The organism is Actinomadura sp. 21ATH (genome assembly GCF_041951345.1).
GTDB lineage: Bacteria > Actinomycetota > Actinomycetes > Streptosporangiales > Streptosporangiaceae > Spirillospora.
The window spans coordinates 164347-189210 of the sequence record NZ_JBGNUR010000006.1 but is presented as its reverse complement, the minus strand read 5'-3'; the positions used below and the strand labels follow the sequence as shown (position 1 = coordinate 189210).

At 70.8% G+C, this 24864-nt stretch carries 20 protein-coding genes, 1 tRNA gene and 1 pseudogene; 5 read left to right on the top strand and 17 right to left on the bottom strand.

Annotated features, from left to right (window positions below; translation table 11 throughout):
* Positions 1 to 28: 28 nt before the first annotated feature.
* From ACA361_RS20350 to dnaA, 16 genes and pseudogenes are all read right to left on the bottom strand, one after another.
* On the bottom strand, positions 29 to 859 hold the full coding sequence (locus ACA361_RS20350; RefSeq protein WP_375013875.1) for an AraC family transcriptional regulator: 831 nt from the start codon (positions 857 to 859) through the stop codon (positions 29 to 31).
* Between the two features lie 43 nt (positions 860 to 902).
* Positions 903 to 1136 (bottom strand): hypothetical protein, encoded by a 234-nt coding sequence (locus tag ACA361_RS20345; protein ID WP_375013873.1) that lies wholly within the window; start codon positions 1134 to 1136, stop codon positions 903 to 905.
* Between the two features lie 779 nt (positions 1137 to 1915).
* Complete coding sequence (locus tag ACA361_RS20340) at positions 1916 to 2638, bottom strand: bleomycin resistance protein (RefSeq protein ID WP_375013871.1); 723 nt, start codon at positions 2636 to 2638, stop codon at positions 1916 to 1918.
* Between the two features lie 66 nt (positions 2639 to 2704).
* Entirely contained in the window at positions 2705 to 3994 is a 1290-nt protein-coding gene (locus tag ACA361_RS20335; protein WP_375013869.1) for an SGNH/GDSL hydrolase family protein, read from the bottom strand.
* 105 nt (positions 3995 to 4099) lie between these two features.
* On the bottom strand, positions 4100 to 4864 hold the full coding sequence (locus tag ACA361_RS20330) for a DUF4253 domain-containing protein (RefSeq protein WP_375013867.1): 765 nt from the start codon (positions 4862 to 4864) through the stop codon (positions 4100 to 4102).
* Positions 4865 to 4910: 46 nt separating this feature from the next.
* Positions 4911 to 5675 (bottom strand): hypothetical protein, encoded by a 765-nt coding sequence (locus ACA361_RS20325; RefSeq protein WP_375013865.1) that lies wholly within the window; start codon positions 5673 to 5675, stop codon positions 4911 to 4913.
* Positions 5676 to 6943: 1268 nt separating this feature from the next.
* Positions 6944 to 7513, bottom strand: a complete 570-nt coding sequence (locus ACA361_RS20320) for a flavoprotein (protein ID WP_375013863.1) — start codon at positions 7511 to 7513, stop codon at positions 6944 to 6946.
* Positions 7514 to 7697: 184 nt separating this feature from the next.
* Positions 7698 to 7774, bottom strand: a tRNA-Ile gene (locus tag ACA361_RS20315).
* Between the two features lie 88 nt (positions 7775 to 7862).
* Positions 7863 to 8852, bottom strand: a complete 990-nt coding sequence (locus ACA361_RS20310; RefSeq protein WP_375013862.1) for a DUF3566 domain-containing protein — start codon at positions 8850 to 8852, stop codon at positions 7863 to 7865.
* Between the two features lie 93 nt (positions 8853 to 8945).
* Positions 8946 to 11456, bottom strand: a complete 2511-nt coding sequence (gene gyrA, locus ACA361_RS20305) for a DNA gyrase subunit A (protein WP_375013860.1) — start codon at positions 11454 to 11456, stop codon at positions 8946 to 8948.
* Between the two features lie 125 nt (positions 11457 to 11581).
* Complete coding sequence (gene gyrB / locus ACA361_RS20300) at positions 11582 to 13522, bottom strand: DNA topoisomerase (ATP-hydrolyzing) subunit B (RefSeq protein ID WP_375013859.1); 1941 nt, start codon at positions 13520 to 13522, stop codon at positions 11582 to 11584.
* A 503-nt stretch (positions 13523 to 14025) separates the two neighbouring features.
* Positions 14026 to 14592: a DUF721 domain-containing protein gene (locus ACA361_RS20295; protein WP_375013857.1), complete on the bottom strand. Its 567-nt coding sequence runs from the start codon at positions 14590 to 14592 to the stop codon at positions 14026 to 14028.
* 91 nt (positions 14593 to 14683) lie between these two features.
* Positions 14684 to 15808 (bottom strand): annotated as a pseudogene (recF, locus tag ACA361_RS20290) (DNA replication/repair protein RecF); the annotation flags it as partial.
* A gap of 95 nt (positions 15809 to 15903) precedes the next feature.
* A complete protein-coding gene (gene gnd, locus ACA361_RS20285) occupies positions 15904 to 16824 on the bottom strand; it encodes a phosphogluconate dehydrogenase (NAD(+)-dependent, decarboxylating) (RefSeq protein WP_375013855.1) in 921 nt (306 codons plus the stop codon).
* Positions 16825 to 16973: 149 nt separating this feature from the next.
* Positions 16974 to 18116 carry a DNA polymerase III subunit beta gene (gene dnaN / locus ACA361_RS20280; protein ID WP_375013853.1) on the bottom strand — a complete coding sequence of 381 codons (1143 nt, stop codon included), beginning with the start codon at positions 18114 to 18116 and terminating at the stop codon, positions 16974 to 16976.
* Positions 18117 to 18822: 706 nt separating this feature from the next.
* A complete protein-coding gene (dnaA, locus tag ACA361_RS20275) occupies positions 18823 to 20958 on the bottom strand; it encodes a chromosomal replication initiator protein DnaA (RefSeq protein WP_375013851.1) in 2136 nt (711 codons plus the stop codon).
* 775 nt (positions 20959 to 21733) lie between these two features.
* Here dnaA and rpmH point away from each other — a divergent pair.
* From rpmH to ACA361_RS20250, 5 genes are read left to right on the top strand one after another with little or no spacing between them, the layout of a single operon-like run.
* Positions 21734 to 21871 (top strand): 50S ribosomal protein L34, encoded by a 138-nt coding sequence (gene rpmH / locus ACA361_RS20270; RefSeq protein WP_366618605.1) that lies wholly within the window; start codon positions 21734 to 21736, stop codon positions 21869 to 21871.
* A gap of 13 nt (positions 21872 to 21884) precedes the next feature.
* Positions 21885 to 22253, top strand: a complete 369-nt coding sequence (gene rnpA, locus ACA361_RS20265) for a ribonuclease P protein component (protein ID WP_375013850.1) — start codon at positions 21885 to 21887, stop codon at positions 22251 to 22253.
* Entirely contained in the window at positions 22250 to 22606 is a 357-nt protein-coding gene (gene yidD / locus ACA361_RS20260; protein WP_375013848.1) for a membrane protein insertion efficiency factor YidD, read from the top strand. The genes rnpA and yidD overlap by 4 nt, the downstream gene beginning before the upstream one ends.
* Positions 22599 to 23576, top strand: coding sequence for a membrane protein insertase YidC (gene yidC / locus ACA361_RS20255; protein WP_375013846.1), 978 nt, complete (start codon positions 22599 to 22601; stop codon positions 23574 to 23576). Before yidD ends, yidC begins: the two co-directional genes overlap by 8 nt.
* 36 nt (positions 23577 to 23612) lie before the next feature.
* Entirely contained in the window at positions 23613 to 24098 is a 486-nt protein-coding gene (locus tag ACA361_RS20250; RefSeq protein WP_375013844.1) for a protein jag, read from the top strand.
* A gap of 257 nt (positions 24099 to 24355) precedes the next feature.
* Here the strand turns inward: ACA361_RS20250 and ACA361_RS20245 are convergent, their stop codons facing one another.
* The gene (locus ACA361_RS20245) at positions 24356 to 24814 is read right to left on the bottom strand and encodes a DUF6458 family protein (protein WP_375013842.1); all 459 of its coding nucleotides are present in this window, start codon (positions 24812 to 24814) and stop codon (positions 24356 to 24358) included.
* Between the last annotated feature and the right edge of the window lie 50 nt (positions 24815 to 24864).

Genomic DNA, 24864 nt, shown 5'->3' with positions numbered 1-24864 from the left:
ACCAGGGGCGAGACCTGCCCCTTCCCCGTCAGTGTCGGCGCGGCAGGCGGACGCTGTCTTGAACGCTGTTGCGGTACGCGCCGGGCGTGATCCCCAGGACGCGGCGGAACCACCGGTTGAGGTGGGCCTGGTCGGCGAACCCGACCATCGCCGCCACCTCCGCCGGGCGGTGCCCCGCCTCCAGCAGCGGGCGGGCGCGGGCGACGCGGTGCTGGGCGAGCCAGGCGTACGGCGGCATCCCCATCACCTGGCGGAACCCGCGCAGCAGCCGGTAGCGCGACAGGCCCAGGTCGGCGGCCATCTCGGCGAGCGTGGGCGGGGCGGTCAGCTCGTCGGCGAGCCGCTCGGTGACCGTACGGGCGATCCGGGCGGCCGCGCTGTCGGCGGCGCCGTCGCGGGTGCCGGTGATGAGGGGACGGTCGGCGTGGCGCCGGACGAGGCCGCCGAGGAGGCCGAGGAGCATCGACTCGCCTTCGAGCGGCTCCACGGTCCCGGGGCCGCTGAGGGCGCGGTGCGCCGTCCACAGGTCGCGGGCCAGCCGCGCGTCGGCGACGACCGGCTCGCGGAAGTGCGGGAGCGCCGCGCCCGCGAACAGGCCGGGCGGGGGATAGAGCACCCGGTACGAGAAGCCGCCGTCGTCGGCCGGGCCGCCGGTGTGCGGCTCGCCGGGCTCCAGCATCACCACGCCGCCGGGGCCCACCCGGTGGCGCTCGCCCCGGTAGTCGATCACCTCGGTGCCGCCGGTGCACACGCCGATCGCGAACTCCTCGTGCGCGTGCGGCGCGTAGTGCCGGCGGCCGATCCGGGCGGCCATCAGGTCCAGCGGCGAGTCCCCGATCCCGTCGACCCGCGTCCACACGGCCTGATCGGGCCGGAGCGTCAGGTCCGGCCGGCCGGCGGGCTCAGGCGGAGAAGAGGTGGCGGATGCGCCAGCGGTCGGCGTCACGGCTCAGCTCCGCGATCGCGACCCCGTCGTCGCCGTTGATCCGGACCCGGTAGACGCGCGCCTCGCGGGACGTCCCGTAGGTCTTCAGGATCGCGTCCACGGCGTAGCGCGACCCCCGCCACTCGTACGCGGTGAGCCGCCCCGCCGGGTCGTGCTCGGCCCGGATCGGCTCGTTGAGAAGGTGCCCCATGGTTTCGCGAGCCTAGCACCGATTCGAACTGGTGTTCGCAGGTCGGAGGCCATGGAAGCGTGGCGGGCGCGGCTCTCACGGTAGGGCCGGCGGTTCGTGCGCGCACGGAATTCCGCGGGGCGGGCGTGGCGCGGGCCTTGACCTCATGCCCGACATTAAGGCGCAAGCCCGGCGGCCGTGTCCACAGCGCGGCCGCGCCCGGTCGGACGCCCGTTCCACGCCGCCCCTTTCCCGCCGCCGGGCCCGCTATCCACAGGCTGGGGGCGGCCCCATGCACACCCTGCGGGCCCTGCGGGCGGGGCTTCCGGGGCGGTGCATCCACACGGATATCCCCAGGAGAACCGGCCTTTCGGACATCCGCCGGCGGCGCCGCCCGTTCAAGATCGTCCGCTTGTCCACACTGTGGAATCCACACCCTGTGGATAACTTCTGTGCACAAGGTGTGGGTCGCGGCCCCGCCCGCTCGTCCACCGGTCCTCCCCATGGGGACCCGCCGGTTGTCCACGCCGTGGACAACCTCCTGACCAGCGAGGAGGTGGCCTCGGCGCGGGGCCTGCCCACACCCCGTTCACAGCCTGTGGGCGGAGTACGTCCACAGCGGGGGCCTTCCGGTGGATATCCGTTGCCCACCGGTTTTCCCCAGTGGCGTCAACAGCACCCGCCTGTGCACAACACCTTCGCGGGTGCCCGCGGGCGCGCTCCAGCCGACACACCGGGATGCCCTGTTCAGGGGCCTCTGCCCGATTCAAGGCGGCCTTCGGCCCCGCCGCCCCCTGACCTCAGGAGGCGGCGATCTCGCTCTCCAGATCCGCCAGCCGGTCGAGGTCGTCCCGCACTGCGGCGCGCTCGCCCTCCGCGAGGTCCGTGGCGGCCGAGCGTGCCCGGGCGGCCATCTCCTCGGCGCGCGGCAGGTCCCCCACGCGGACGGCCATGTCGGCGCGCATGACGAGGACCTGCACGAGCTGCGGCGGCGTCTTCGCCACGTCGTCCGCTTCGAGCAGCCGGTCGAGCACCCTGGCGGCCGCTTCCGGGTCCTCCTTGGAGTCGCCCAGGAGAGCGGCGTCGTGCACGGCGCGCGCGAACTTCTCCTTGGGCCGTTCGACGTGCTCGAAGCTCTCGGCGATGGGCTGCCCCACCCGGAGCTGGATGCCGTCGGGGTCCGTCATCAGGAACTGGCGCACGCCGTACGACATGTCCTTCAGCGGCCCCAGGCGGGGGAGCCCGCGGGACGGGACGCGGCCGAACGCCGCCTTCAGCCCGCCCCGGAACGCCTCGTACAGCAAGTCGACGTCGTCGGTCGGCACGTAGCACATGTGCATCGAGGCGGCGGGATCGTGCTGCTTCCAGCCGTAGAACTGGAGCTCCAGGTCGCCGCGGCGCAGCTGGACGAAGTGGTTGGGGCGGGTCTGCCGGAGGAGCAGCTCGAAGCCGAGGGCCTCGTAGAACTCCGCGGTCCGGTCGATCGAGCGGCACGGAAAGATCGGGACGGTTCGCTCTGCCATGCCGGGAGCGTAGGCCGCGCCCCGCCTGCTAGTCAAACTTGATTAGCCTGCCCGGCGCCCACGACCTCACAGGGCGTCGAGGTCGACCGTCCCGGCGATGGCGAGATGGCCCGCGTCGTTCGGATGCACGCCGTCCACATGGACGTAGCCGGACCGCGGCAGCCGCGCGTCCGCCCGGTCCGCCATCGCCCGGTCGGCGTCCGCGACCGAGTCGTACGCGCCGCCGGACCGGATCCACGCGTTGACCTCCTGGCGGACCTTCTCGCCCCGCGGGCTCCAGTACGGGACCAGCGCCCCCTTCATCGGCGGGATCGTCATCCCGATCGCCTTGATCCCCCGCGCGTGCGCGGCCCGGATCAGGGCGCGGTGCCCCGCGATGACCTGCTCCGCCGTCACCCGCGGAGCCGGCCGGACGCACGGGTCGCCGCTCTCCGGAGCGCCGATGTCCTGCGCGCCCAGCGAGACGATGACCGACCGGACGCCGGGCCTCTCCAGGACGTCCCGGCGGAACCGCGTCAGCCCCTCCTCGCCCCCGCAGTCGGAGTCGCTCAGCAGCTTCCCCGCGCCGATCCCCGCGTTCGTCACGGCCAGCGGGCGGTGCGCGGCGACCAGCCGTTCGGCCAGGAGATCGGGGAAGCGCCGGTCCGCGCCCGCGGTCGAGCCGACCCCGTCCACCAGCGCGCCGCCGAACGCGACGACGGTGTTCCGGTCGCGCGGCACCGCCGCGCCCGACACCTCCACCCCGCTCAGGAAGTACCAGGACGGGCTCGACTCCGTGAACGCGCCCGCCCCCTGGTCCGACAGGCGGTCCCCCTCCGCGCGGTACGACGCGTTCATGGCGTGCCGGTGGAACGTGGCCTGCCCCGTGCGCCCGCTGAACCTCAGCGAGACCGAGAGGCGCTCCAGGGCCGACGTCGGGAACGCGACCGCGTCGCTGACCGCGTCACGCCCCGCCGGGATGACGACGCTCGCCTTGCCGTCGAACGTCAGCGGCGCGAGCGTCCTCGGCCACACCGCCCCGCCGCCCGCGGAACGCCCCAGCGTCGCGCCGTCCACGCGCAGCGGCCGGGTGCCGTACAGGTTGGACAGGCGGATCCGCACCTGCGAGCCGCCCGTGCTGAGCCGGACGACCTGCCGTACGGTCTGGTCCTCGAAGCCCTTCCTCGACCAGCCGTCCACGGGAGGCTGCACGGCCGCGCCCCACGCGCCCGCCCACGACGCCGTCGTCGAGGCGTCCCGCCACGCCGCGGACACCGTGGAACGCGCGGGCGACGTCCGGACCATCCCGGCGACCAGCACGGCGGCCACCACGGTGCCGATCGTGATCTGAACGAAGCGCGGCGGAGAAGGGCTCATGCAACCGATTCCACCGTCTGGGCGGACCCGGATCAGCGGGGCAGGCTCCAGACTTCGGGTGGGGCTACCCCCACCACGCCCCCGTCCACGGCCTGTGGACGGCCCTCAGTCCCAGCAGAACGACCAGCGGTCCGCCTTCAGGATCGTCTCGGCGTAGTCCTCCGGCGTCGAGTGATCCACCCAGTTCTCGGGGCAGAACGCGAGATGCTCGGCGGCGACCCGCACCGCGTGCTCGATCGAGACCGGCGGCGCCGCCACCGCGACCTCCAGCGTCGCGAACCCGACCGCCACGACCCGCGCCCCGAACCGGTCCTCCCACGACCGCAGCACGGCCGAGATCTCCTGCGTGTGGTCGGTGTGATCACACGGCCCGTCCCAGCCCACCAGGGCCGGGGCGTCCGCGCCCCGCGCGGCCGGCACCAGCCCCAGCGACCAGTCCCGCTCCTCCGCCAGCGATTCCGCGAGCCCCCGCGCGGCGTCGTCGGCGTCCCGCCCGCCCTCGCCCGGCGCCGCGAGCCCGGGCCAGCCGCCGTCCTCCGGCAGCGCCACGTCGTCCCAGAACCGCCGCAGGACCCCGTCCGCGCTCAGCAGGTCGATCGTGCCGACCGGCGCCGGGCTGAGTTCGCCCGCGCGCCACGGCCGCTCCGGCTCCCCGTCGAGCGTGTCGAGAAGGAGCGGGTACAGGCCGGTCCGCGCCCGGTCCTCGTACAGGTGGTGCCAGCGGGCGGCGGCGTCCGGGACGCGCTCGTCCGAGACCCACAGCACGTCCCGCGACCAGGTCGGATCGTCGAAGTAGTCCGGATCGGGGGCGACCAGGCGGCCGGGAGGCAGTCCCTGCGGCAACTCACCAAACGCGGATCCACGAGCCATGCCCAGAAATCTAGCGCTCCGCCCCGACAACCACCGCCGAAAGTCGTTACCTGCCGATTCCTCCCGGCCGGCCCGCGAGGACGTCCACACCCGCGAGGAAGGCGCCACACGGCCGGCGGGGCGGGGTCATCCACATGTGGACGGCGCCCGTCCCCAGCCGGCCGCCGCGTCGTCCACCGCCCATCCCCCGATCGTTTCCCGTGAAACAACTCCTCACAAGTCCTTCACCTGCGACGACGCACAACCATCCACAGATTTCCACAACCTGTGGATAACCACTCTCCACAGCCTGCGCGCTCCGCCGTCCCCAGGCGGCGCGGCGGCGCTGGTACGCGACGGTCGCCGCGGCCATCAGCGGTGCCCAGGCCACCAGCGGCAGGTACAGGAAGCCGACCACGAACCGGCCCGTCCCGGTCATGTCCGGGTGCGGCAGTTGCCACCAGTAGAGGAACGGCGTCCACAGCAGCGCGTGCGCCGCGACGGCGATCCAGGAGGGGACCACCACGGCCCTGGCCGGGATCGTACGGCCGCCGAGCCGCGGAACCCACCCCGGCACCACCTCGCCCCAGCGGTGCACCAGCGCGAGCGTGAGCACCGCCGCGACCTCCGCCAGCACGCTGAGGCCGATGAGGGCGACCGGTCCCAGGGTGCCCGGCCCGATCAGGTCCCGCAGGCCCTGCTCGGTGTAGCCGAGCGGGAGGCCCAGGGCAAGCCCGACCCTCCACAGGCTCGACGGCAGGGCGACGAGCGCCGCCGCGTGCGCCGTCCAGACCGCCCAGCGCTGCACGTTCCGGTCCACAGACGGATTCATGTCCCCAACCCTGCCGGGATCGCCCGGCGGGCGGCTCCCGCCACCGGCGGAACCGCTCCCCCGAACGGGTGAGCCCGCCGTACAACGCAGAAACCCCACCGGGAGTCCGGTGGGGTTCTGGTGCGGTGGGCGTACCAGGACTTGAACCTGGGGCCTCATCCTTCAGTTCGTTCGACCCCAAGACCACAGCCTCGGGTTACACAACTGACCTTCGGCTGAAGGCTGATCAAGTTCGGTGGCGTCTGCTGGTGTTGCCGTCAACGTTGCCGTCACTGTGGCGGCTTTCAAAGGTCGCCGACCAGGATGCGGGCCACACCAAGAAGGACGGCGAACGGCCCCAGTACGGCGAACATCGTGCTGACGAGTTGCATGGTCGTACGGGGACGGGGACCGTGGCGCGGCTTCGACTGGGAGCGAGCCCAGCGAACCAAGCAGCCTCGGTAGTTGGTCGCGAAAGGCAGACCAAACGCCGACATGACCACTCCGCCCAGCAACGTCGGCACTCCCCCTGCTGTCGGGCGGGTTTGTGTGGTCTCAAGCAGAGTTGCGAGCACGGACATTCGAGCCTCCGTCTGTCCGGCTGATCATCCCTTGAGTAGAGGATGGGCGGCAATCGGCTTCGCGCGACGGCAGTCGGAGCGCCCCACTGGATGAACGACCTTCGCCCCTGGCCCTGGTCTGCTTGGCTTTGCCTGGGACGTCGGCAGGCGGGGCGATCAGGCTTCCACCTCAACCTTTCGGCAACCGTCACCCTGCGGGCTGAGCTTCCCAGAGTCAGAGGCCCCCGCCGGAGGCGCTATCGGCGTCACGTTGGCTCTGGTTGCGGATGCGGGCTGCCTCTTCTCGCGCCTCGGCGGCTTTGTCGGCTGCCTGGGTGCGGTCACTGTCAAAGACAAGGTGTTGGGAGAGGGCCTCTAGTACATCTGCCATGGCCTCGCGCCAGCTCGCGAAGGCGAGAGGATCGGCTGACTGTTCAGGGCGCTGGGCGCGTACTCGACGTAGCTCTCGGAGTGCGGCTTTGAGTTCTGGCGGAATGCTGGACGGCTCGGGTGGCATGCGGTGAGCGTAAGGCGGCGGCGCGTGACCCTGTGACCGCCGTCAGCCGGAGAGTCGGCCGGTGGCCGCGCGGTGCGCGGCCGTCCGGGCCGCCGGTCGGTGACCGGCGCCCACGCCGCACGCGCCGACCGGCGGAGCCGGGCGGCCGGTGCGGCGACCCGAGCGCCGCCGCCCCTTGATCTCAAACGGCTTGATTCGGCAACGAAGTGCGGTCAGCGCTGCGGATCGTCGGCTCGGGAGTGCAGCCGCTCGGCCTCGTCCATGGCGAGGTGCCAGGGATAGGAGTCCATGCGGTCGCCGCCGGTACCGGGGGCATGGGGCTCGAACTGTCCGGGGCCGAGCAGGATCCGCGCGCCCTCTTGGCGGAGGGCCTCAATACTGCGTTGGAACGGGCGTCGCATCGCAAGCGCGGTATTGACGAACGGAAGGATGACTACCGGGACGCTTAGGCCGGGGGCTTCGGCGAGGATGCCCAGGGCGTAGGTATCGCTGATGCCGTTGGCCCACTTGTTGATGGTGTTGTACGTGGCGGGGGCGACGATGATCGCGTCTGCCTTCGGGGATCGGGGCTCCCCGGGCTTGCGGTACCGATGGCGTACCGGGCGGCCGGTTTGAGCTTCAAGGGCCTCGACATCGATGAACTCCAGCGCTGACGGGGTAGCGATGATCTGCGCATCCCATCCCCGCTGCTGGGCGAGGGTGACGAGTCCGCCGACGCCGGAGGCGGGACCAGCAGCGCACACGATGACGTAAAGGAAGTTGCGGCGTTCGGACTCGGTCACAGACGGACCCCAATCTCTGTGGTGAAGTCCCTCAGGTGCCGCTTGGTGCTGCGGCCATGAGGTCTCGCAGTCGGGGCTCGACAGGGTGGCCGGCGAGCTGTTCGGGAAGCCGGGGAGTTAGGGCCGTTGCCGTCACGGCTGCCGTCAAAGAAGCCCCCACCGTACCCGGTGGGGGCTTCTGAGCTGGTGGGCGTACCAGGACTTGAACCTGGGGCCTCATCCTTATCAGGGATGCGCTCTAACCGACTGAGCTATACGCCCGCTCTGCCGCCGCCTTGCGGCGCAACGAGAGATTACCCCATCTGGCAGGGCAATCGGTAATCCATTGCGGCCCGGCGGCGGGCACGGGCTAGTCGGCCTCCTTCAGGGTGACCTCGATACCCCCGACCAGGTCGGCGGCGAGGTTGTAGATGACCGACCCGACGGTCGACAGGGCCGTGATGAGCAGCACGTTCAGGGCGCCGACCAGGATCGTGTAGCCGAAGACGCGGAAGAACGAGAACCAGCTGCCGGCGTCCAGGCCGCCAGAGGTCTCACCTGGGTTGCGGGTGAGGTCGTTGACCGTGTCGCCGATCGTCGAGAAGACGCCCAGGCCGGACAGGATGCCGTACAGGACGATCACCGCGACGAGCAGGACGACGAAGCAGACCAGCGACATCACGAAGCTGAACTTCATGACCGACCACGGCTCCAGCCGCGCCAGCTGGAGCTGGGCCTTGCGTGCGGTCTTGCCGGACGAGGAGGGCGTCCTGGCGGCCGTGCGGTTCTTGAGCATCGCCTTGGCGAAGCCGGCCGGGGAGTTCGGGGACGGCGAGGCGGCCGCCGCGGGCGGCGGCTCGGCGAACGTCGGGCCCGAGCCCGCCCCGGGCAGGGGGCTGCCGGGGCCGCCCGGAGCGCCGGGCTGCGGCGGCTGGGCCGGGCGGGGCCCGGCGGACCCGGCCGGGCCCGCGGAGCCGGCGGCGGGGCTCGGGGAGCCCGCCGCGGGCTTCTTGGCCGCCTCCGGCTCCACCCGGCGGGCGGAGACCGAGTCGGCCGGCTCGGCGGGCTTGGCCCAGCTCGCGTCCGCCGTGTCCGTCACCGGGGCGATCTCGGGGGACGCGGCCTCGCCGTCCTTGTCCGCCTTGGGGTCGGCTTTGGCGGCCGCGCCGTCCTTCTTGCCGTCCGGCTCGACCCGGGGCAGATCGACCTTGGTCTCCTCGGCGGAGTCGATCTCCACGGTGGTCTCGTCCCGCCCCGGCTTGGCGGCCGAGGCGGCGACGGTCTTCTTCGGCTTACCGCCCGCAGAGTCGCCGGGACCCTTGCCGGCACGGCCCTTGTTCTTGCCGGACTGGGTGCTCACGTGTCCTCCTGGCCTAGGGCGTGTTCCGTCGGCTCCGCCATGGGCGAGGTCCGAGAGCCACGCCCCGGCGGCTCGGGGACGGACCGGGAGGCGTCATTCACCGTCGCTCTCCCCGTCCGCCTCGGTGTCCGAGTCCTCCATGGACTCTACGTTCCGCGCGACCGCGACCACGCTGTGCCCTTCGGCGAGGTTCATCAGGCGAACCCCCATGGTCTGCCGGCCTGACTGCTTGATCTCCGCCGCGGTGGTGCGGATGACGCCCCCGTTCGACGTCATCGCGAACACCTCGTCGTCGGGGCCGACCATCAGCGCCCCTACCAATCCGCCGCGAGTTTCCACGATCTTAGCGGTCAGAACACCCTTACCCCCACGCCCTTGGACGGGGTACTGGTCGATCGGCGTGCGCTTCGCGTAACCGCCCTGGGTGGCGACCAGGACGTCCGCCGCGCCCGGCTGCGCGACCAGCATGTTGAGGACGTGCTGGTCGTCGTCGAACCGCATCCCGATCACGCCGCTGGTGGCCCGGCCCATCGGCCGCAGCGACTCGTCGTCGGCGCGGAACCGGATCGCCTGGGCGCCGGTGGAGACCATCAGCAGGTAGTCGTCCGGCGAGACCAGCCGCGCGGCGATCACCTCGTCGTCGTCGACCAGGTTGATCGCGATGATGCCGCCGGTGCGGGGCGAGTCGAAGTCGCGCAGGGCCGTCTTCTTGACCCGGCCCCGCTTCGTGGCGAGGACGAGGTACGGCGCGACGTCGTAGTCGCGCAGGTCCATCACCTGGGCGATGTGCTCGTCCGGCTGGAACGCCAGCAGGTTGGCGACGTGCTGGCCGCGCGAGTCGCGGCCGGCGTCGGGCAGCTCGTACGCCTTGGCGCGGTAGACCCGGCCCTTGTTGGTGAAGAACAGGATCCAATGGTGCGTCGTGGTGACGAAGAACTGGTCGACGATGTCGTCCTGCTTCAGCTGCGCGCCGCGCACGCCCTTGCCGCCGCGCCGCTGCGCCCGGTAGAGGTCGGTCTTGGTGCGCTTGGCGTAGCCGCCGCGGGTGATGGTGACGACGACGTCCTCTTCGGCGATGAGGTCCTCGTACGAGACGTCGCCCTCGAACGGGATGATCTGCGTGCGCCGCTCGTCGCCGTACTTGTCGACGATCGGGGCCAGCTCGTCGCCGACGATCCGGCGCTGCCGCTCGGGCGAGCCCAGGATGTCGTTGTAGTCGGCGATCTCCGCCATGAGCTTGTCGTACTCGTCGGTGATCTGCTGGCGCTCCAGGGCGGCCAGCTTGCGCAGCTGCATGTCGAGGATGGCCTGCGCCTGGACCTCGTCGATCTCCAGCAGGCCCATCAGGCCGCGCTGCGCCTCCTGCGCCGAGGGGGAGCGCCGGATCAGCGCGATGACCTCGTCGATCCGGTCGAGCGCCTTGAGCAGGGCGCGCAGGATGTGGGCGCGCTCCTCGGCCTTGCGGAGCAGGAACCGGGTGCGCCGGACGATGACGTCGATCTGGTGCGCCACCCAGTGCCGCACGAACTGGTCGAGGCGCAGCGTGCGCGGCACGCCGTCCACCAGCGCCAGCATGTTGGCGCCGAACGTCTCCTGGAGCTGCGTGTGCTTGTAGAGGTTGTTCAGGACGACCTTGGCGACGGCGTCCCGCTTGAGGACGATCACCAGCCGCTGGCCGGTGCGGCCGGAGGTCTCGTCCCGGACGTCGGCGACGCCGTCGAGCTTGCCGTCCTTGACCAGCTCGGCGATCTTGAGCGCGAGGTTGTCGGGGTTGACCTGGTACGGCAGCTCGCTGACGACCAGGCAGGTGCGGCCCTGGATCTCCTCGACCTCGACGACGGCCCGCATGGTGATCGAGCCGCGGCCGGTGCGGTACGCCTCCTCGATCCCCTTGCGGCCGACGATCAGTCCGGAGGTCGGGAAGTCGGGGCCCTTGATCCGCTCGATCAGCGCGTCGAGCAGCTCCTCGTCGGAGGCGCCGTAGTTCGCCAGGTACCAGCGGACTCCCTCGGCGACCTCGCGGAGGTTGTGCGGCGGGATGTTGGTCGCCATCCCGACCGCGATGCCGGCGGAGCCGTTCACCAGCAGGTTGGGGTACCGCGACGGCATGACGTCCGGTTCCTGCGAACGGCCGTCGTAGTTGGGGGAGAAGTCGACGGTCTCCTTGTCGATGTCGCGCAGCAGCTCCATCGCCAGGGGCGCCATGCGGCACTCGGTGTAACGCATGGCCGCCGCGGGGTCGTTGCCGCGCGAGCCGAAGTTGCCGTTGCCGTCGACCAGCGGGTAGCGCATCGACCAGGGCTGGGCCAGCCGGACGAGCGCGTCGTAGATGGCCGAGTCGCCGTGCGGGTGGTAGTTCCCCATGACGTCGCCGACGACGCGGGCGCACTTGAAGTAGCCGCGGTCGGGGCGGTAGCCGCCGTCGTACATCGCGTACAGGACCCGGCGGTGCACCGGCTTGAGGCCGTCGCGCACCTCGGGCAGCGCCCGCGCGACGATGACCGACATCGCGTAGTCGAGGTAGCTGCGCTGCATCTCGACCTGGATGTCGACCGGTTCGATCCGCTCGCCGGGGCCCCCGCCCTCGGTGGTCACGTCCGTCACTCTGAAAGACCTCTTCTACGTAGTGGAAGGAAGCTCGATCGCGCCGGCGCTCCGGCGGGCGCCCCGGGAGCCCTGGAGGCCCCGGGGGCCGGGAGCGGCGTCACCGCCGGGCCGGCCGCGCACCGTCAGATGTCCAGGAACCGGACGTCCTTGGCGTTGCGCTGGATGAAGTCGCGGCGCGGCTCGACCTCCTCGCCCATGAGCACGCTGAACAGCTCGTCGGCCTGGGCGGCGTCGTCGAGCGTGACCTGGAGGAGAACCCGGTTGTCGGGGTCCATCGTCGTGTCCCACAGCTCGTTGGCGTTCATCTCGCCCAGGCCCTTGAAGCGCTGGACCAGGTCGCGGGGGCGGGGGTCGCGCTTGCCGGCCGTGACGCCCGCCTCGATGATCGCGTCCCGCTCCCGATCGGAGTAGGCGTAGTCGGAGTCCTGGCCCCGGGCGTCCCACTTGATCTTGTAGAGCGGGGGCTGGGACAGGTAGACGTGGCCGGCCTCGATCAGCGGCTTCATGAACCTGAACAGCAGCGTCAGCAGCAGCGTGTTGATGTGGTGGCCGTCGACGTCGGCGTCCGACATCAGGATGATCTTGTGGTACCGCAGCCGGGAGATGTCGAACTCGTCGTGCACGCCGGTGCCCAGCGCGGTGATGATCGCCTGCACCTCGTTGTTCTTGAGGATGCGGTCGATCCGCGCCTTCTCGACGTTGAGGATCTTGCCGCGGATCGGGAGGATCGCCTGGTACTGCACGGCGCGCCCGCCCTTGGCCGAGCCGCCCGCCGAGTCGCCCTCGACGATGAACAGCTCCGACTTGGCCGGGTCGGTGGACTGGCAGTCCGACAGCTTGCCGGGCAGCGAGGTCGACTCCAGCAGGCTCTTGCGCCGGGTCAGGTCGCGCGCCTGCCGGGCCGCGATCCGCGCCCGCGCCGCCTGCGTGGCCTTGTTGATGATCTCCTTGGCCTCGCCGGGGTTGCGGTCGAACCAGTCCCGCAGGTGCTCGTGGCACGCCTTCTGCACGAACGACTTGGCCTCGGTGTTGCCGAGCTTGGTCTTGGTCTGCCCCTCGAACTGCGGGTCGGCCAGCTTGATCGAGATGATCGCGGTCAGGCCCTCGCGGACGTCCTCACCGGTGAGGTTGTCGTCCTTGCCCTCCTTGAGGAGCTTCTGCTCCCTGGCGTAGCGGTTGACGATGCTCGTCAGCGCCGCCCGGAAGCCCTCCTCGTGGGTGCCGCCCTCCGCCGTGTTGATGGTGTTGGCGAAGGTGTGGACGGACTCCGCGTACGAGGAGTTCCACTGCATGGCGATCTCCACCGACATCCCGTCGGTGTCGTCGCCGAAGTAGACGACCGAGTCGTGGACCGACTCCCGCTTGCTGTTGATGTAGCGGACGAAGTCCTCGATGCCGCCCTCGTAGTGGTAGCGGACGACGCGCGGCTCGCCGTTGGAGTGGTCGGGCCGCTCGTCCCGCAGCGTGATCGACAGGCCGCGGTTGAGGAACGCCATCTCCTGCATGCGGCGCGAGAGTGTCTCGAAGTTCCACTCGAGGGTCTCGAAGATCTCACCGTCGGGCCAGAAGGAGATGGTGGTGCCGGTCTCGTCGGTCGGCTCGCCCTTGGCCAGCGGGGCCTCGGGGCCCTCCCAGGTGTAGGACTGGCGCCAGACGTGGCCGTCCACCTTGACCTCGGCGGTCAGCCGGGAGGACAGCGCGTTCACGACCGCGGAGCCGACGCCGTGCAGGCCGCCGGAGACCGCGTACGACTTGCCGTCGAACTTGCCGCCCGCGTGCAGCGTGGTCAGCACCAGCTCGATGGCGGGGCGCTTCTCGACCGGGTGCTCGCCCACCGGGATGCCGCGGCCGTTGTCCTGGACGCGCACGCCGCCGTCGGCGAGCAGCGTCACGACGATGTCGTCGGCATAGCCGGCCAGCGCCTCGTCGACGGAGTTGTCGACGATCTCGTAGACGAGGTGGTGCAGGCCCCTTTCCCCGGTCGAGCCGATGTACATGCCCGGGCGCTTGCGCACCGCCTCGAGACCTTCAAGGACAGTGATCGAACTAGCGTCGTACGCCAAAGGAGATCCTCCTGCCGGGGATGCCCGTCGCCCGCGAAGAGAACGCGGCGTGCCCCGTAACACACATAAGGGCGCCCCTCGCGCTCTGGTCCAACGGCCAGAGACCCGGGCGACCCATGGCGGCGCAGCATCCTGAACCCGATTTCATTCTACCGGGTCCCCAGGCAAAAAGTGGCACTGTCGGGCGCTGTGTGCGCGTGTGGCGGGCGAGTAGGCGAGGAGATGACTCCCCCCACAGCCCCCGGGGGGTTGTGAAGCCCACGGCGCGCTGGCGCCGGAATTCATCTGGCGTCACACCGAACAGATGTTCCCACCCGATCCGCCACCCCGCGTGCACGGGCGATCACGTTCCGGTCGTCGGTCCGCATCTTCTCTTGTGGTGGTCTTGCTCTTGCGGAACGAAGGCTGTCACACGCCACTGACACTTCGTGTCCGCCGGCGGCCGTTCCGATCACGCTGGGTGGGAACCGCGGCCGCTCCGTACCGGTACGCGCATCAGCGGATCAGCGGACGCGCCAGGCGCCGGGCCGCCGCGGCCCCGAGGACGGGCCGACGACCTTGACCCGGCGGACCGTGCCGTCGCCGAGCTCCTCGTTCAGGCGCCGGACGAGGGTGGCCGCGAGCAGCCGCAGCTGGGTGGCCCAGGTGGTGGAGTCGGCCGCGACGGTGAGCTCGCCGTCCTCGAACTTCTCCGGACGGGTGTGCTCGGCCAGCTCGGGGCCCACGATGCCCGGCCAGTTGCCGAAGACGCCGCCGACCGCGGCGCGCTGCTCCCAGCCGCGCGCGGCCATGAGCTCCCGGATCGCCGTCCCGAACGCCTTGGGGTCGCCGCCGCGGCCGGGGTCGCGCACCGCTCCCGCGGGACGCCCGCCGCCCTTGCGCTTGCCCTGCCCGGGCACGGAACCGCGCTTGCGGGCGTCCGCCTTCGCCTGGGCCAGCGCCTCGCGGGCCAGCTCGATGCCGGACTTGGCGGGCGGACCGGCCTCTTCCCCGGAGGGTGCGGACGAAGGGGCGGTGTCCCCACTGTCGGCACTGCCCTCGATATTCACCGAGTCGGGCGAGTTATGCACACCCTGTGGACGGTCATTCACCCGGCGTCCCCTCCTTGGCCGACCCGTGCTCGCGATCACCGTGCTGGCGATCACCGTGCTCGCGCTCCCCTTGCTCACGTGTGACCCGCCCGCCCGCGACGGTGTACGAGCCGCCCGTCAGCTCGGCCGGGACGTCGGCGGGGACGGCCGCGGTGATGAGAACCTGCTCCGCCGGCGCCACCATCGTGGCCAGCCGGTCACGCCGGCCCGTGTCCAGCTCGGCGAACACATCGTCCAAGATCAGGACGGGATCGTCCCCGTCCGCGCGCAGCAGATCGAACGCGGCGAGCCGCAGCCCCAGGGCGAACGACCACGACTCCCCATGGCTGGCGTATCCGCGCGCGGGCAGCTCCCCCAGCCGCAGTACGAGCTCGTCCCGATGCGGCCCCACGAGGCTGACCCCGCGCTCCATCTCCTGCCGGCGCGCCTCGGCCACACCGCCGAGAAGCTGCTCCGCGAGCTGTGCACGGTCTGTGGACAACTCGACGTCGCCCAGCGAGCTCCTGTAGATGAGATCGGCGATCCCGCTGTCAGGGGCGAGCGCCGCGTACGAGCGCGCGACGAGCGGGCGCAGCGCCGCGACGAGCTCCAGCCGGGCGGCGAGCAGCTCCGCCCCCGTGCGCGCGAGGTGCGAGTCCCACACGTCGAGCGTCGCCAGCACCTCGGGCCCAGGGGAGCGCCGATGGGCCGCCGCCGACTTCAGCAGGGCGTTCCGCTGCTTCAGGACCCGGTCGTAGTCGGAGCGCACGCCCGCGAACCTCGGCGCGCGCGCCGTCAGCAGCTCGTCCAGGAAGCGCCGCCGCTCCCCCGGGTCGCCCTTCACCAGGGAGAGGTCCTCGGGCGCGAACAGCACGGTCCGCAGCATCCCCAGGATCTCGCGCGGCCTGGGGACGGGCGAGCGGTTGAGCCGCGCCCGGTTGGCCTTCCCCGGGTTGATCTCCAGCTCGATCAGGGCCTTGCGGTCGTCCTTCACCACCCCGGCGCGCACGATCGCCCGCGGCGCGCCCTGGCGCACCAGCGGGGCGTCCGTGGCCGCGCGGTGGCTGCCGTGCGACGCCACGTACCCGATGGCCTCGACCAGGTTGGTCTTGCCCTGCCCGTTCGGCCCCACGAACGCCGTGACCCCCGGCTCCAGCGCGACCTCTGCGGTGGCGTAGGAGCGGAAGTCCTGGAGCGACAGGTGGGCAACGTGCACCCGAAAGAGAGTAGAGCCTCCCGCCCTATGGGACGACGCAGGCAGGGGCCCGCGCGGGAGCCGGGCGCGTCCACAGCCTGTGGACGGCGCCCGCGTCACATGGGCGGGGCCTCCACGTCGGCGCCGGGGGAGTCGGCGCCCTTCGCGGACTCGACGGCGTGGCCGCCGAACTGGTTGCGCAGGGCCGCCACGACCTTCATCGCGGGGGAGTCCTCCTGGCGGGAGGCGAAGCGCGCGTACAGGGAGGCCGTGATGGCGGGCAGCGGGACGGCGTGGTCGACGGCGGCCTGGACGGTCCAGCGGCCCTCGCCGGAGTCGTTGGCGTATCCACGGATCTCGTCGAGCTGTGGATCGTCCTGGAGCGCGCGGTTCATCAGGTCCAGCAGCCACGACCGGATGACGGTGCCCTGCTCCCAGCTGCGGAACGTCTCGGCGGCGTTGGTCACCACGTCGCTCGCCTCGATCAGCTCCCAGCCCTCGCCGAACGCCTGCATCATCGCGTACTCGATGCCGTTGTGGACCATCTTCACGAAGTGGCCGGCGCCGATCTTGCCCGAGTGCACGAAGCCGTAGTCGCCCTCCGGCTTGAGCGTCTCGAAGATCGGCATCAGCCGCTTCACGTTCTCCTCGTCGCCGCCGACCATGAGGGCGTAGCCGTTCTCCAGCCCCCACACGCCGCCGCTCACCCCGCAGTCGACGAACCCGATGCCCTTGGCGGCCAGCTCCTCGCCGTGCTTCTGGTCGTCCACATAGTGCGAGTTGCCGCCGTCGACGACGATGTCGCCGGCGTCCAGGACGTCCCCGAGCTTGTTGATCGTCTCCTGGGTCGGGCCGCCCGCGGGCACCATCACCCACACGGCACGCGGCGCGGAAAGCCGTCCGACCAGCTCCTCCACCGAGGCGACGTCGCTGATGTCAGGGTCGCGGTCGTACCCCACGATGGTGTGCCCGCCGCGGCGCAACCGCTCGGCCATGTTGGCGCCCATCTTGCCCAGGCCGATGATCCCCAGCTCCATTGCTTCTCCCCTGTCCCTGCCGTGTTCAGCGTTCTACGTCGTCGACCGCCGGAGGACCGGCGTGACCCTTTCGCGCATGGCTGTCCGCGCCTAGGAGTACCCGCACACGTACGCCTACGCATGGACGCGCGACCAGCCTGCCCGGCCGCTCAGCCGGAGAGGCGGACGGGCATGATCAGGTAGCGGTAGTTGGGGTTCTCGCCGTCCTGCGGGGGCTTGCCGGTCAGGACCGCCGGCTTGGTCGGGGTCGTGAACGACAGCCGCGCCACGTCCGAGCCGATCGCCGCCAGGCCGTCGAGCAGGAACCCGGGGTTGAATGCGATGTCGATGTCGTCGCCCTCAAGCGTCGCCTCCAGCGCCTCCACGGCCTGGGCCTCATCCCCGGTCCCGGCCTCCAGGACGACCTCTCCCTGGCTGAACGAGAGCCGTACAGGGGTGTTCCGCTCGGCGACCAGGGACACCCGCTTGACGGCCTCGATGAACGGGCCGGTCTGGATCTCGGCGAGGCCCGCGTACTCGCTGGGCAGCAGCGAGCGGTACTTGACGAAGTCGCCGTCCAGCAGCCGCGACGTCGTGCGGCGGCCGCCGCCCGCGAAGCCGATCATGCCGTCGCCGGCCGCGCCCGCGCCGCCGAGCGCGATCGAGACCTCGGCGCCGGTGGTCAGCGACTTGGCGGTGTCGGCGAGCGTCTTGGCGGGCACCAGGGCGACGGCGGAGAAGTCGGGGCGGTCCGGCTTCCAGTGCATCTCCCGGACGGCCAGCCGGTAGCGGTCGGTGGCGGCCAGCGTGACCGTCTCGCCCTCGATCTCCACCCGCACGCCGGTGAGCATGGGGATCGTGTCGTCCTTGCCGGCGGCGATGGCGACCTGGTTGACGGCGGCGGCGAACTCGTCGCTCCCCACGGACCCGGCGGCCGGCGGCATCTCCGGCAGCGTCGGGTAGTCCTCCACAGGCATGGTGAGGAGTGTGAACTTCGCGCTGCCGCAGCGGAGCATCACCTTGGCCCCGTCCGTGGTCACCTCCACAGGGTGTGGAGGAAGGCTGCGCGAGATCTCGGCCAGGAGGCGGCCGGACACCAGCGCGCTCCCCGCCTCCTCCACGTCGATGTCGGTGGCGACCTGAGCGGACACCTCGTAGTCGAACGCCGAGAGCTTGAGGCGGTCGCCGTTGCCCTCACCGCCGGCCTCCAGGTGCATGCCGGCGAGCACGGCCACCGGGGGCCGTACCGGAAGCGTCCGGGCCGTCCAGGCCACGGCGTCGGCGAGGGCGTCTCTGTCGATGCGGAACTTCACGGGGACCCGCCTCCTGCAGGTTTCGGTTCAACGGTGGGGCGCGCCTCGGGAATCCGCGCGCTCGGCGCGCTCATCCCCAGGCCCTGAGTTGAGAGGGATCTTTTCTTGGATAGATAAAGAGAGCAGTACTCGTCATAGGGGCCGTGGATAGTGTGGACAAGCGGTGTCCTCCCAGGTCGAGGGCCTGTTTTTGTCCACCGGGGCTGTGCACTGCCCGTGGACGGGCGAGCGCCGCCTGAGGACGGAGAATCTGTCCCCACACGTCATCCTCACCTCATCCCCCGGTTGTCCACGGGTTTTCCGCAGGTCGTCCACGCCTCTCCACGGGTGTGCACGGCGCGGCGGGCCCGCCGCGGGCTCCGTCCCCACCCGTCCCCAGGGCGTCCCCAGGTTGTCCACGTGCGCGTCCCCATGATGCCGGTAGCCGTCCACGGCCGGTCCACAAACCATCCACCATCCGTCCTCAGGTTGTCCGCAGGTTGTCCCCCGACTATCCACCGGGATCCCCAGAGTTTTCCCCAGGTTGTGGGTCCAGGGGCGCTTCGCTCGGCGTGTCGCGCGCCACGGCCGTCCACAGCCTCGGATCCTGTGCGGAACGGTTGTCCACCTCGCGGGAGAGGGCGCGCCAGAGGTTATCCACGTTGTGGACAAGCCCGTACGGGCCGGCCGTCACCAGTGGCGGCGACCGGGGCGGGACGGGCGGGGATCAGCGCTTGCGGGCCTGGTGCTTGATCCGCCCGGTCAGCTCGGTGACCTGGTTGTAGATCGCGCGGCGCTCGGCCATCAGCGACCGGATCTTGCGTTCGGCGTGCATGACGGTCGTGTGGTCGCGGCCGCCGAACTGCTGGCCGATCTTGGGCAGCGACAGCTCGGTCAGCTCGCGGCACAGGTACATCGCGATCTGGCGGGCGGTCACCAGCATCCGGGACCGGGACGGGCCGCACAGGTCCTCGATCGTCGTCCCGAAGTACTCGACCGTCTGCGCCATGATCATCGCGGCGGTGATCTCGGGGCCGGAGTCGTTGGGGATCAGGTCCTTCAGGACGATCTCCGCCAGCTTCATGTCCACCGACTGCCGGTTGAGGCTGGCGAACGCGGTCACCCGGATCAGCGCCCCCTCCAGCTCGCGGATGTTCGTCGCGATCTGCGAGGCGATGAACTCCAGCACGTCCGGCGGCGCCGCCAGGCCCTCCTGCCGGGCCTTCTTCTGCAGGATCGCGATCCGGGTCTCCAGCTCGGGCGGCTGCACGTCGGTGGTCAGCCCCCACTCGAACCGGTTGCGCAGCCGATCCTCCAGCGTCACCAGCTCTTTGGGCGGCCGATCACTGGAGATCACGATCTGCTTGCTCGCGTTGTGCAGGGTGTTGAAGGTGTGGAAGAACTCCTCCTGCGTCTGCTCCTTGCCCTCAAGGAACTGGATGTCGTCGACGAGGAGGATGTCCACGTCCCGGTACCTGCGGCGGAACCCGTCCGCCTTGCCGTCCCGGATCGAGTTGATGAAGTCGTTGGTGAACTCCTCGGAGCTCACGTACCGCACCCGCGCCCCGTTGAAGAGGCTCTGCGCGTAGTGCCCGATGGCGTGCAGCAGGTGGGTCTTGCCCAGCCCGGAGTCGCCGTAGATGAACAGCGGGTTGTACGCCTTCGCCGGCTGCTCGGCGACCGCCACCGCCGCAGCGTGGGCGAACCGGTTGGACGACCCGATGACGAACGTCTCGAACGTGTACTTCGGGTTCAGCCGGGCGTGCTCGGCGCTGGGAGCGGGGTTGCCGCCGCCCCCGGCTCCGCCGCTGCCGCCCCCGGAGCCGCCGCCCGAAGGGCCGCCTCCGGTGCGGGGCTCCGGCATGGCGCCCATCGCCTCATCGTCACGGAACGCGGAACCCTCTCCTCTATAGGAGGGCTCCTCGCCCCGGAACGATTCGGCGCCCTGCCCTTGCGGGAAAGCGTCGTCGTTCTTGGTACGGCCGCGCGGCGGCTCGTTCTGGTTCTCCCCGTTGCGGGCCGGAGGGGCGCCCAGAGTGCGGTCGTTCAGATGGGAAGGAGCGGGTCCTTGCAAGGGCTGCTGCCCATGCCGTCCGCCACGGCCCTCACCGCCGGGACCGCCGGGCCCGTATCCCTCGAAGCCCTCGTATCCCTCGAACCCTTCCGAGCCGTTCCCGCCGCCCATTCCGGGATAGCCGCCGCGTGAGCCGCGCCCCTCGAAGGGCCCGCCGCCGCGGGGGCCGCCGCCGTACGCGGGAGGGCGGGACGGCGCCGGCGGATATCCACCGCCGTGCTCGGAATCCCCACCCTGAGGCCAGCCGCGGTCCTCTTCCTGGACGGGATATCCACCGCTTCCCCCAGGGCTGTGGATAGAGCCTCCTTGGGGCGGCCCTCCATAGCCGTGTTCGGGATAGGAACGGTCCCCATAGGACTCGTACGGCTGTTCCCTGTACTGCGGCTCGCCGAATGGGCGGTCCTCGTACGGCCGTTCCTCGAAGGGGCGGCCCTCGCCGTAAGACTGCTCCGGGGAGTAAGGCCGTTCGGTAAAGGAGTCGGGCGGCCGGTCGTGGTGGGCCGGGCCGGGCTCGGCTCCGGCGCCGGCCGGCGGCTCCGGCTGGACGGTCACCGCGACGCGGATCTCGCGGCCCAGCTCGTGCGAGAGCGCCTGCGTGATCAGGTTGCGGAGCCGCGTCTCCAGCGCGTCCTTGGCGAACTCGTTGGGGGCGGCGAGCAGCGCCGTGCCCTCGACCAGGGCCAGCGGCCGGACCATCGGAAGCCACGCGCGGTAGCTCGGCGGAAGCTCCCCCTCGGACAGGGCGGTAAGGGTGCGGGTCCAGACCGACGCGAGATCCTGACCGTCCATGCGCAAGGTCCCCTCCCCAACGACTCCGTATCCGGAGCACCCGAACTGCCCGGCTTCCCCATGGCCCGCGCCGCGTCCCGGTGGTCCCGCTGGGCTCGGAACGGCGCGGAGAACTTACTCTCTCACGAGTTGTCCACAGAGTTGTCCACACGCTGTGCATGAACATGGGGAGCCCTGTGCATAAGTCGGCACGGCGCGCCGGCAGAGCACGAACGGCACCACCCGGGGGATGGCGCTAGGACTCGGAGATGACGTGCAAGGGGGTCGAACAGGGACGTGCGAGGAAGAGTCGTACGAAGGAGCTTGCGAAGGTACCCGCGACGCGGCGGGTGTGGAAAGACTTCGGAGACTTCGGGCCGGTGCGATCCGATGGACGGGCGCCGACCGGCTCGGAAGACACTAGCGAGCCCGATGTTCGGCTGCAACCGGAAGAAGGCCATGCGAACTTCGGGTGGATTCGCGCCCGGCCCGGCCTCGGGAGCACGGAGAGGCGCGCCCCGGCCGGCGGCGTCCACAGGGCCTGGAATGGCGGCGATGTGATATTCACTTCCCGCCGTACACCCCCGCTCCGTTTGACCGTGTGCCCTGGTAGCCCGTAACGTTCTGAGGTCGAGTCGCATCGACGGAGATGACGCGTGCCCGCCGTCTTGTCCCACCATCTCGCCGAGAGACCCGGGCAGGCACGGACGGGCCCCCGCTGCGGGGGACCGGACGCGGCCCTCGATGCGAGCCATCGCGCCTGTCAATCAAGCCGACCGCAGCACTGGAGCATCGAGTGAGCAAGCGTACTTTCCAGCCGAACAACCGTCGCCGCCACAAGAAGCACGGCTTCCGGCTGCGCATGCGCACCCGCGCCGGGCGCGCCATCATTTCCTCGCGGCGCGGCAAGGGCCGCTCCCGCATCGCGGTCTGACCTCTCCCCTCGCATGCTGCCCTCCGGTAACCGGATGCGGCGGCGGGACGAGTTCACCCTGGCCGTCCGGCGCGGGCGCCGCGCGGGACGGCCGACCGTCGTCGTGCATCTGCTCCGCCGGGACGACGTTCCCGACGGCGAGGCCGACCCCCTGGTCGGCTTCATCGTGGCCCGTACGGTGGGGAACGCGGTCGTCCGCAACCGCGCCCGCCGGCGGCTCCGGCACCTGGTGCGGGATCACCTCCACCGGCTGCCGCGGGGTAGCCTGCTCGTAGTGCGCGCCAATCCCGCCGCGGGTGCGGCGCGCAACGACGACCTGGCCGCGGATCTCGAGTCGGCGCTCGACCGGCTGCTGCGGCCCACGTCCAAGGGGCGGAGATGACGAGCCATCCAGAGGGGCGGTCCCCCTCGGAGCGCGCGGCCGGAGGCGTCAGCCCGGCGGCCCGTGCGCTCATGCTCCTCGTCCGTGCCTACCGCCGCTTCTTGAGCCCCCTGCTCGGACAGCAGTGCCGCTTCCAGCCCACCTGCAGCGCGTACGGCCTGGAGGCCCTCCAGGTGCACGGCGCGCTGCGCGGCAGCTGGCTGACCGCGCGCCGGATCGGCCGGTGTCACCCCTTCAATCGCGGCGGGTACGACCCCGTACCGTCCGCGAAGGGCGCTGCCCCCTCCACAGACTCCGGCCGCGCGGAGAGCGGCCCCGCCCTAGCAGAGCCCAAGGAGCTGCCCGGTGCTTGACTGGTTGTACGGAATCGTCGCCCAGCTGATCGTGTGGATTCACACGGGGCTGAGCACTGTCGTCCCCAAGGACAGTGGATGGGCGTGGGGCGGTTCCATCATCCTGCTGACGGTGCTGCTGCGCCTGCTGATGGTGCCGCTGTTCGTCAAACAGATCCACGCCTCCCGGAAGATGCAAGAGCTGAACCCCAAGGTTCAGGCGCTGCGCAAGAAGTACAAGAACGACAAGCAGCGCATGAACCAGGAGGTCATGAAGCTCTACCAGGAGAACGGCGCCAACCCGCTGTCGGGCTGCCTGCCACTTCTGGTGCAGATGCCGGTGTTCATCGGCCTCTTCAACGTCCTGCGCAAGATCTCGGACGCGAACCCGGGCCAGAGCGTCTACGCGATGACGTCCGAGCTGGTGGACAGCGCGCAGAAGGCCAACATCCTCGGCGCGCACATCCCGGACACGTTCCTGAACGCCTGGAGCGGCGACCCGCGCAACTGGAGCGCGATCACCGTCACCGGCATCGCCGTGATCATCAGCTCCTGCACGACGTTCTTCACCGTGCGGTCCAGCATGAAGCGCCAGCCGGTCACGGACGAGAACAACCCGATGATGCAGGCGCAGAAGATGATGGTCTTCCTGGCGCCGGTGTTCGGCCTCTTCGGCCTCGGCTTCCCGCTGGGCGTCCTCATGTACTGGGTGACGTCGAACAGCTGGACCCTTGTGCAGCAGCACTACATCTACTCCAAGTACCCGCCGATCGGCGCCAACGGCGACGGCAACGGCTCCGCCGACAAGGGCGGCAAGGGCGCCCCGGCCAAGGGCGGCAAGAACGCGGCGCCGGCGAAGTCGACGGGCGTCAAGGCCAAGCTCCGCAAGGACCCCGAGCCCGCGCCGGAGCCGGAGCCCAAGCCGAAGGTCGTGCGCAACCAGCCGACGCGCAAGTCGCGGAGCAAGCGCAGCGGCAGCCCGAAGCGCTAGTTTTGACCTCTGTCCTCGCCGAAGAAGGAGACCCCGTTGAGCCAGACCGACACCACCGAGGTCGACGTCCAGGCCCTGGAGCAGGAAGGCGAGATCGCCGCCGACTACATCGAGGGTCTCCTGGACATCGGTGACTACGACGGCGACATCGACATGGACGTCGAGGGCGAGCGCGCGATGGTGGCCGTCGTCGGCGGTGCCCTGGACGAGCTGGTGGGCAAGCGCGGCGAGGTGCTGGAGGCACTCCAGGAGCTCACCCGCCTGGCCGTCCACCGGCAGACCGGCAACCGCTCCCGCCTGATGCTCGACATCGGCGGCTACCGCGAGCGCCGCCGCGCCGAGCTGACCAAGCTGGGCCAGGACGTGTCGAACGAGGTCAAGCAGGAGGGCAGGGCCAAGCCGCTGGCTCCGATGACCCCGTTCGAGCGCAAGATCGTCCACGACGCGGTCGCGGCCGCGGGGCTGCGCAGCGAGTCCGAGGGCGAGGAGCCGGACCGGTACGTGGTCGTCCACCCCGAGTAGTTCGCGTCAGCGGGCCCGCACTCGCGGCCCGCACCCGAATCGCTCCGTGTCACCTTCCGCCTCGGGCGGGAAGAGACGCGGAGCGATTCGCTTTTTCGGGTCCTCGTCCGGGGGTGGGAGGGGGTCGAAAAGTTCGTGGAGAACGATTCTCCTGAAAGCCGGGTCGTCGCGCGCGGCGGCGCTCCGGCTCTCAGTCGCGCGTGGCGCGGCCCTTTTCGTCCCGATCCGATATCCCGAAAGCGGGTCGTACCGGGAAATCAGCGGCGGAACGGAGAACGGCGGCGGGTCGGGGTGACGTTCTCCCGGGCCGGGTCCTGGGCGATCGCCGGGTCCTGCGCCACCGCGGGGTCCTGGGCCGGATGGCCGGTCGGCTGGGAGTGGGTGGTGCGGTCGCGCGGCGGCACCGGGCGTTCGATCACACGTTCGACGCGCTCCACCGGGCCGTCGACGGGACGCTCGATGATCCGCTCCTCGTGGACGACCGTCTCGGCCGGCGCGGCGCCCTCGGCCTCCACGTACCCCGGGTCGGCGCCGGCCATCGTGTTCGCGCGGCGGCGCGGGCGGGTGTACTTGTACGTGAACCACATGCTGACCAAGCCGACCAGGATCAGGATCCAGCCCACGAGATCGATGTTGATTCCACTGAGGTCGACCTGGAGCGCGAACGCGAGGATCGCGCCGATGGCGATGAAGGCGAGACTGACTCCGATCCCCATGGTTCGGAGCCTCCTTCCGTTTCCGTGATCAGGTGGTCGGCATTGCCCGT